Raw genomic sequence first — 6,074 nt, forward strand, 5'->3', positions numbered from 1 at the left:
ACGCGTCGCGGGGCGTTGCGGGACTAGCGGAGGGCGGTGGCCCAGCGTCCGATGGCGTCGTACGCCCGTTCCCGCACGTCGGGCGCGGACAGCACGACGTCGTGCAGGGCACCAGCGAGTCGGCGGACCGTGACCTCGTCACCGAGGGAGAGCGCACGGTGCGCCACCGTGTCGACGTTCAGGGCGACGTCGGCCCGCGCCATCCCCGGGTCCCACCGCGGCTGGAGCATGCTCTTGTCGCTCAGCATCACCAGGGTCGGGACCGTGATGCCGAGCCCCTTCTCGACCTCTGCCTGACCGTCGAAGACCGCGGCGAGCCACCCGGGGTGCAGGGGGAAGCCGCGCTCCGGCCGCCACTGCTGCTCGTAGGTCCACGACCCCTCGCCCTCGGCCGAGACGGTGCGCGTGTAGAAGCCGGGGTCGACGGCGGGCATCGGCGCGAGCGGGTTCCGGCGCGCGCCGAGCCTGATGACCGGTGCGACGATGGCCCGCCCCACCGCGGTGGCCTGGAACTCGAGCCACGGGCTGTTCAACACCAGGCCGTGCACGAGCTCCGGGTGCCGGGCCGCCCACAGCGACAGTGTCAGACCGCCCGTGGAGTGGCCCATCGGCACGAGCTTGCGGCGGTCCGAGCCGGGGTGCTCGGCCGAGATCGCGTCGAGCGCTGCGGCGATGTCCTCGTCGTACACGGCCAGGTCGTCGACCATGCCCGGGGTCTGGTGCGGACGCAGACTCCGACCGTACTTCCGCAGGTCCAGCGCGTGGAACCTGGCGCCGAGCCGCTCCAGGCGTTCGGCGAGCTCGACCTGGAAGAAGTAGTCCGACCAGCCGTGCACGTAGAGCACATCGACCCCGTGCAGGGGCCCGCGACCGTGCAGCAGCAGGTCCGTCGGGGTGTGCCGTCGGCGGACCAGGGTGGCGACGACGGGGCCCTCGGAATCGGTGCCGAGCGGCAGTTCGAGCCGCTCGTACGGTGCTCCGAGCACGTCCTCGTGCCACCCCTGGTCCGTCATGCGCCGAGCGTATCCGGCGCCGGTGCGGGCGGTGCTGGTGCGGGGGTGTGCGGCCGTCACCCGGCCAGGACCACCCGCTCCCTCAGACCCCGGTCAGTTGTACGACGCGAGTCGGTTCGGAGCGGTGTTGCCCGCAGGTGTGGGAACCGCGCCGCCGACGCCGTTGATGATGCTCGAGATGGTGCCCGTGTCGCCGAGCGAGACGGTGACGAGCCCGTGGGCGCGGACGCCGGCGGTCTGCGGGACCTCGAACGCCCGGTCGGCGTGCACGGACGGGTTCGTGTTGAAGAAGGCGTAGACGCCGCCGCCCCAGATCTCGTGTTTCGTGACCGAGGACGCCACCTTGTAGGCCGCGTAGCCCGCGCCGGTCGGACTCTGCCAGGATGCGTTGTCCGGGACGTCGTACGGCATCTCGTTCTGGAAGAAGATCGTCCTGCCGTTCTCACCGTTCCAGAGCACTTCGTACTTCTGGTAGTGCTCGACGAAGAGCCCGGTGGCGAGCACGTCGTTGCCGTTCACCTCGACCCCGGTCGCGCCGGTGTTGACGTTCCAGCCCGTCGGTGCCCCGCCGTGGTCGGCTCGCCAGGCCCAGATGTGGTCGACCAGTGTGTCGTCGGCGTTCACCTGCAGGGTGGTCGTCGCCTTGCCCTGCACGCTCGAACCGACGCGGAAGAAGACGTCCTGGATGCTCTGCGGATCTCCCGCGTGGTCGACGTGCGACCCAGCGCTGCCGAGGCGGACGAGCTGTGCGCTGTTCTGCGCACCGGCGTCGACGACGAGGTTCGACACGTTCACCCCGGCGACGTCCGTCGACGTCAGAACGGCGTTGCCCCTGGTGGGGACGAGGGTGGGGAAGCCGATTCCCGTCACGACGGTGTCCGCCCTGGTGACGGCGATCGGCGAGTCGAGCTCGTACGTGCCCGGCGTGAAGAACAGGTTCAGTCCCTGTGCGAGTGCGGCGTTGATCGTGGCGGCCGAGTCGCCCGGGTGCGCGACGTAGAAGTTCCGCATCGGGAGGTCGGTGCCGGCGGTGTTCGGCCACGTGACACCGCTCGCGTTCTGCTTGAGCGAGGGGACGAACACGTGGTACTTGTTGGACGAATCCACGTACAGGTACGGCTTCTCCCGTGTGGTCGGCGTGGTGGCGAGCGTCGTGTAGCTCTTCGAGAAGTCGTTCGCCGGGGCGCCCTGGACCCCTGAGAAGGTCATGTTCCAGTTGCCGCCCTGCCACGACCCGATCGTCGAGTTCCGCGTGTACCACTGCTGCTGGGACCCCGAGGTCACCGTGCCGTCCACCTTCGTGTCGGCGATGTAGCCGCCGGACGAGTACCCCTGTCCACCATCCTGGTTCGACGGACCCATCGTCAGGTTGCCCTTCACGTGGACCCGGCGCATCGGGGCGGCCTGGGACACCGCCCACCGGTCGGTTCCGCTCTCGGGCGCGATCGCCACGTTCTCGACCGACCGCCAGAAGTTCTGTGTCGCGTTCTTCTCGTCGCCGGCGTTCCACCCGGAGTCGACGTTCACCGCGCCGTTGATCGTGACGTCGTCGGGGTTCTTGCCGAGCCCAGCGACCGACGTGTAGAAGCCGAGGTTCGCCCAGATGCGGCCGTAGCTGCCGGGCTTGAACAGGAAGACGTGCCGCTGCGTGCCGAACTGCGCCGTCGTGCTGCGGAGCTGGCTGGTGAACGCCGCGTCAACGTCGGCCTGGATGGTCGACGCCGGCACCGTGGGGTCGTAGACCTTCACGTTGCTGCCGAAGTCCGGGGTGTCGCTCGTGGCGACTGCCTGGGCCGAGATCGCCGGAGCCAGTGCCCCCACGACTCCGACGCTCAGGGCGAGCGCGAGGATCCGCTTCATCCGTCGTTGCATGATGCTCGATTCGTCATCGTGCGGCGTCGTTGCCGCACGGGACAGACCGTAGACCCGTTGCCGCGCTCGGACAGTCGGGAGAAAAGGGGACAAGTGCCCCGGCGGCGGGGACTAGCTGCGTGGCGCCCGGACGAAGAACAGCGTGAGGGCACCGAGGACGACCGCGGCGACGATGAGCGCCCAGGCGAGCAGGACGACCGGCCCGTCCCAGGGGGAGAAGAGCAGTCCGACCCCGATCACCAGGGCCACGGCGGCGCCGATCAGGGCGAGGCGGTGCGGTCGTACCGGAGCGGTGCGTGTCACGGCACCCAGGGTACGCGTGCGCGGCCGGTGGTGCGGAGCGAGCAGGGACGATCGGTCACACGGTGGCGCGCATCACCCACCGCCACTTCGCGATGCGGCGGTCGCGCACGAACCCGAACTGCGTGAACAGTTCTTCCGGTCCGGTGTGCAGGTACGCCCCGCGCTGCGGTTTCCGCTCGACCGTCTGCTCCGGGTAGGCCTCGACCGTCCCGCCGCCCGCCCGGCGGATCTCGTCCAGGGCCGTGGTGACCGCGGCACGTGCGACACCGTGGCCGCGGTGCCGGGACTCCACGAACACGCAGCCGATCCGCCAGTCCGGCGGGGTCGAGGCGTCGCGGGCGTACGCGCCAGGGTTCAGGATCGTCGGCAGCTCGGCCGGGCGTCCGAACTGGCACCAGCCGACCGCGGTGCCGTCGGCGTAGACGAGCACCTGGTGGTTCGTGCCGTCGCGCACGTGCCGGTGCTTCGCCTCCTGGTGGGACACCGTGGGGTCCGGTGTGCCGCGCGGGCCGTCCGGGTGGAAGCCGATGCACCAGCACCCGCCCCACACGCCGTTGCTGCGGGTCACGAGCGCGGCGAAGTCGGGCCACGTCTCCTCGGTGAGCATCGCCGTCGAGTACTCCATGCGCCGATCATGCTCCGCACGGGCGGCGAGCGCCGAGCGGCGACCGACCCCGGCACTTTCCCAGCGGACACGACGGTGTTCCGCGGGGAAGTCCCGGCGCCCACCCGAGCAGGACTGCGAGCCTCTCCGGACCGCGCCGACGGTGGCGCGGACGAGGGGGAACGACATGACGATGCGACGTGCAGGGGGAGCCGCGCTCGGCTTCGTGGGTGGCAGCGTGCTCGCCGGGTTGCTGGTGAGCGTCGGGGTGACGCCGGTGATCGCGGTCGCCGGCGTCGGCACGACCTCGGCGATCGGGGTGTTCGAGTCGTTGCCGGAGGACATCGAGATCGGGCAGCTCCCGCAGCGCAACCAGATCTGGGCGTACCGCGGCGGCGAGCCGGTGCACCTGGCGAACGTGTGGGACCAGGACCGCCAGGAGCTCACGCTCGAGCAGATCAGCGACCACCTGGAGCACGCCGCGGTGGACGGCGAGGACAAGCGGTTCTACGAGACCGGCGGCGTCGACGCGACGTCCGTCGTCCGGTCGCTCGTGAGCGTCGCCACGTCCGGGACCGAGGGCGGGTCGGGTGGTTCGACCCTGACGATGCAGCTCGTGCGGAACATCAAGATCCAGCAGGCCAGCGAACTGCCCACGGCCGAGGAGCGCGAGGCCGGGTACGAGGAGGCGACCAGGCGGACGCCGCAGCGCAAGCTCGCCGAGATGAAGCTCGCGATCAGCCTGGCGAAGCAGTACACGAAGCGGCAGATCCTGGCGGCGTACCTGAACATCGCCTACTTCGGCGACCAGACCTACGGCGTGCAGTCGGCGGCGCAGCACTACTACGGCAAGTCGGCGAGCGACCTGACCCCGGCCGAGGCGGCGTCGCTCATCGCGATCGTGCAGTGGCCGGAACGACGGGACCTGTCGACGCCGGACCACCACCGCGACAACGCCGCCCGGCGGAACGTGATCCTGCGGTCGATGCACGAGCAGGGGCACCTGTCGGCCGAGGAGTACCGAACGGCTCGGCTGTCCCGTGTCGCCGACTCCGTGCACCTGACGGCACCGCACCAGGGGTGCGAGGCGGTCGAGGTGGGCGCCGCGTTCTTCTGTGACCACGCGGAGACCATCGCCCAGCGGCTCCCGCAGCTCGGCGCGACGAAGCAGCAGCGGGCGGACGCCTGGCGCACCGGCGGGTACCGGATCCAGACCACGCTCGACCTCGACCTGAACGCGGCGCAGAAGCGGCTGCTCGAACGGTACGACCCGAAGACCGAGACCCGGCTGGCACTCGGGGCCACGTTCAACACGGTCGAGGCAGGGACGGGCCGCGTGCTGACGATGGCACAGAACACCGACCACGACCGCTCGTCCGACGCGCCCCGCACCGCGACCTCGCTGAACTACGCCACCGACGAGGCGGACGGCAGCTCCACCGGCTTCCAGACCGGGTCGACCTACAAGATGTTCACCCTGCTCGCGTGGATCGAGGCCGGCCGGAGCCCGGACACCGTCGTGGACGGCACGCCGCACCCGCACAGCGAGTGGACCGCGTGCGGGGAACCCGCCTCGGCGTTCTGGCAGCCGAAGAACGACTCACCCGGGCAGCGTGGTCCGTACTCGGTCCGGTCGGCGACGGCGCAGTCCGTCAACGCCGCGTACCAGTCGATGGCCGAACAGCTCGACCTGTGCGACATCCGCGACGTGGCCGAGCGGCTGGGGGTGCACCTGGCGAGCGGCGGCGAGCTGCCGTGGAACCCGGGGTCGTTGCTCGGCACCGAGAGCATCGCCCCGCTCACGATGGCCTCGGCCTACGCCGGCATCGCGAACGGCGGGCGGTTCTGCGCACCCGTGGTGATCGACCAGGTCGTCGCGCCCGACGGTGAGGAGCTCGGCGGACAGCCCCGCTCGTGCACGCAGGCGGTGTCCCGGCAGACCGCGGCCACCGCGTTCGGCGTCATGCAGGGCGCCTTCCGCGGCGGGACGGCGAGCGGTGGGCAGACCCCCGACGGCGCGACACTGTTCGGCAAGACCGGCACCACGGACGCGGCCGACCAGGTGTGGTTGGTGGGCGGGACCTCGCGTGCCGTCACCGCCTACTGGCAGGGCAACACGGACGGCGCGAAGCACAACCTGCGGTCGTTCTCCAACGGCCAGGGCGGCACCTACGCCGGGTCGCGTGCGGCCGTCTGGCGCGACGCGCAGACGGCGGTGAACGCGGCGCTGCCGGTCGGCTGACGGCCCGGAACGCAGCCACGAACGGCCTGGAGGCGCGGTG

5 protein-coding genes are annotated in these 6,074 nt (G+C 70.9%); 1 reads left to right on the forward strand and 4 read right to left on the reverse strand.

All coding sequences use genetic code 11. The features are described 5' to 3' along the window. Positions 1-23: 23 nt before the first annotated feature. The 4 genes from H489_RS34155 to H489_RS0119810 form a co-directional block, all read right to left on the reverse strand. Entirely contained in the window at positions 24-1,013 is a 990-nt protein-coding gene (locus tag H489_RS34155; RefSeq protein ID WP_017888363.1) for an alpha/beta hydrolase, read from the reverse strand. Positions 1,014-1,106: 93 nt separating this feature from the next. Beyond that, positions 1,107-2,873, reverse strand: a complete 1,767-nt coding sequence (locus H489_RS34160) for a hypothetical protein (RefSeq protein WP_017888364.1) — start codon at positions 2,871-2,873, stop codon at positions 1,107-1,109. Between the two features lie 123 nt (positions 2,874-2,996). Further along, positions 2,997-3,188 (reverse strand): hypothetical protein, encoded by a 192-nt coding sequence (locus H489_RS37870; RefSeq protein ID WP_152427337.1) that lies wholly within the window; start codon positions 3,186-3,188, stop codon positions 2,997-2,999. 55 nt (positions 3,189-3,243) lie between these two features. Then, positions 3,244-3,813 carry a GNAT family N-acetyltransferase gene (locus tag H489_RS0119810; protein ID WP_031260377.1) on the reverse strand — a complete coding sequence of 190 codons (570 nt, stop codon included), beginning with the start codon at positions 3,811-3,813 and terminating at the stop codon, positions 3,244-3,246. Between the two features lie 166 nt (positions 3,814-3,979). Between H489_RS0119810 and H489_RS34165 the strand changes: the two genes are divergently transcribed. Then, positions 3,980-6,034, forward strand: coding sequence for a transglycosylase domain-containing protein (locus H489_RS34165; protein WP_152427338.1), 2,055 nt, complete (start codon positions 3,980-3,982; stop codon positions 6,032-6,034). Positions 6,035-6,074 lie beyond the last annotated feature (40 nt).

Source organism: Curtobacterium flaccumfaciens UCD-AKU, from assembly GCF_000349565.1.
Classification (GTDB): domain Bacteria; phylum Actinomycetota; class Actinomycetes; order Actinomycetales; family Microbacteriaceae; genus Curtobacterium; species Curtobacterium poinsettiae.

Excerpts from the sequence above, each read along its gene's own strand:
- H489_RS0119810 (WP_031260377.1), bottom strand. The coding sequence starts at position 3,813 with ATGGAGTACTCGACGGCGATGCTCACCGAGGAGACGTGGCCCGACTTC.
- H489_RS34160 (WP_017888364.1), bottom strand. The coding sequence starts at position 2,873 with ATGAAGCGGATCCTCGCGCTCGCCCTGAGCGTCGGAGTCGTGGGGGCA.
- H489_RS34155 (WP_017888363.1), bottom strand. The coding sequence starts at position 1,013 with ATGACGGACCAGGGGTGGCACGAGGACGTGCTCGGAGCACCGTACGAG.
- H489_RS34165 (WP_152427338.1), top strand. The coding sequence starts at position 3,980 with ATGACGATGCGACGTGCAGGGGGAGCCGCGCTCGGCTTCGTGGGTGGC.